The organism is Burkholderia sp. Se-20378, from assembly GCF_017104665.1.
Classification (GTDB): Bacteria; Pseudomonadota; Gammaproteobacteria; order Burkholderiales; family Burkholderiaceae; genus Burkholderia; species Burkholderia lata.
Genome location: NZ_JAAGPG010000929.1, coordinates 1 through 1776, shown reverse-complemented (window position 1 = coordinate 1776; position 1776 = coordinate 1). Strand labels below are relative to the sequence as shown.

Annotated in this window: 2 protein-coding genes; both read right to left on the bottom strand. The window is 68.9% G+C overall.

The window, feature by feature from the left end:
- Positions 1–155: 155 nt before the first annotated feature.
- On the bottom strand, positions 156–1472 hold the full coding sequence (locus tag G3N93_RS39050) for an LLM class flavin-dependent oxidoreductase (protein WP_174929771.1): 1317 nt from the start codon (positions 1470–1472) through the stop codon (positions 156–158).
- Between the two features lie 59 nt (positions 1473–1531).
- Positions 1532–1776 (bottom strand): PLP-dependent transferase (locus G3N93_RS39045; protein ID WP_206135430.1); only part of this gene is annotated, 245 nt, incomplete at its 5' end.

Sequence of the window (1776 nt, the reverse complement as noted above, 5' to 3'; positions counted from 1 at the left end):
CGCTCGACGCCGCACAGCCCGTGGCCGAGCAGCGGCAGGTGCGCGGCGTCGCTCAGCACGCCGAGCCGGCGGCGGTACGGCGTCGTCATCCACGTCTGTCTGGGTGAGTCATGGGTCATCGCGGTCTCCCGGAACGAAATCTGGCGACGCGCCGCTCAGTCGAGCGGGCTCTTCGGCCGCGGCAGGCCGATGTGCTCGCGCAGCGTCGTGCCTTCGTAGCGCGTGCGAAACAGCCCGCGCCGCTGCAGTTCCGGCACCACCATCGTCACGAAGTCGTCGTAGCCGTCGGGCACCGTGTAGAACACGACGATGAAGCCGTCGCAGGCCTCCGTCATCAGCCACTCCTCCATCTGGTCGGCGATCTCGGATGCGGTGCCGACCATCTCGCCGGTGCCCGATTCGGCCGCGCGCTTCGCGAGCTCGCGCACCGTCAGCCCCTCGCGCCGCGCGAGCGCCGCCCATTCGCGCTGGTTGCCCTGCCCCTGTTCGGTATGCGGCAGCTCCGGCAGCGGCTTGTCGGGATCGAACTTCGAGCAGTCCACGCCGAGCCGGATCGACAGGTTCGGGATGTTGCTGTCGACGTGCACGAGATCGTCCATGTAGCGCTTCTTCGCCAGCGCCTCGGCGCGCGTGCGGCCGACGTACACCTGGTTGGCCGGCAGGATCTTCACGTGGTCGGGATTGCGCCCGGCTGCGACGGCCCGCGACTTCACGTCGCGATAGAACGCGCGGCCCGTCTCGATGCTGCGCGCGTTGCCGAACACGAGATCGGCCGAACGCGCGGCCATGTCGCGCGCCTCTTCCGACGCGCCGGCCAGCGCGATCACCGGCCAGCCCTGCACCGGCCGCGCGATGTTCAGCGGCCCCTTCACCGAGAAGAACTTGCCCTTGTGGTTGAGCGGCCGGATCTTGTCGGGATCGGAGAACACGCCCGTCTCCTTGTTCATCACGAGCGCGTGATCGGACCACCCGTCCCACAGCCCCGTCACGACGTCGAAGAACTCCTCCGCACGCTCATAGCGCTCCGCGTGACGCAACGCGGTCTCGAGCCCGAAATTGAGCGCGGCCTCCGGGTTGACCGTCGTGACGATGTTCCAGCCCGCGCGCCCGCCGCTCAGATGATCGAGCGACGCGAAGCGGCGCGCGAGCAGGTACGGATCCTCGTAGCTCGTCGTGCCGGTCGCGATCAGGCCGATGCGGTCCGTGCACGCGGCGATCGCCGACAGCATCACGAGCGGGTCGTACGACGTGATCGTGCCGCTGCGCTTGAGCGCGTTCGGCGGCATCGGCATCACCGCGAGGTGGTCGGCGGTGAAAACCGCGTCGAAGCACGCATGCTCGAGCTTCTGCGCGAGCGACCGGATCACCGGCCAGTTGAAGTTCGCGAGCGTCGGCGCGCTCGGATGCCGCCACCATGCCGTGTGCAGGCAGATGGGTCGCATGAATCCACCCAGGCAGAGTTGCTTCGTCATACGGGTTCCTCGTGATTGGAAGGCTGCGCTATGCGTGCGGGCTGTGTGTGGCTGGCCGGTCAGCGCGCGTCGTTGAAGCGGGCGAAGCCGGCCTCGAGATCGCCGATCAGGTCGTCGGCGTTCTCGAGGCCGATGTGAAAGCGCACGCACGGGCCGCCCGGGTCCCAGTGCGATGCGGTGCGGTACGCCGTGCAGTCGAACGGCATCGCGAGGCTTTCATAGCCGCCCCACGAATAGCCGAGCCCGAAGTACGCGAGCCCTTCGAGCAGCGCGGCGCCGGCCTGCGGGGGGGCCGGGCGCAGCG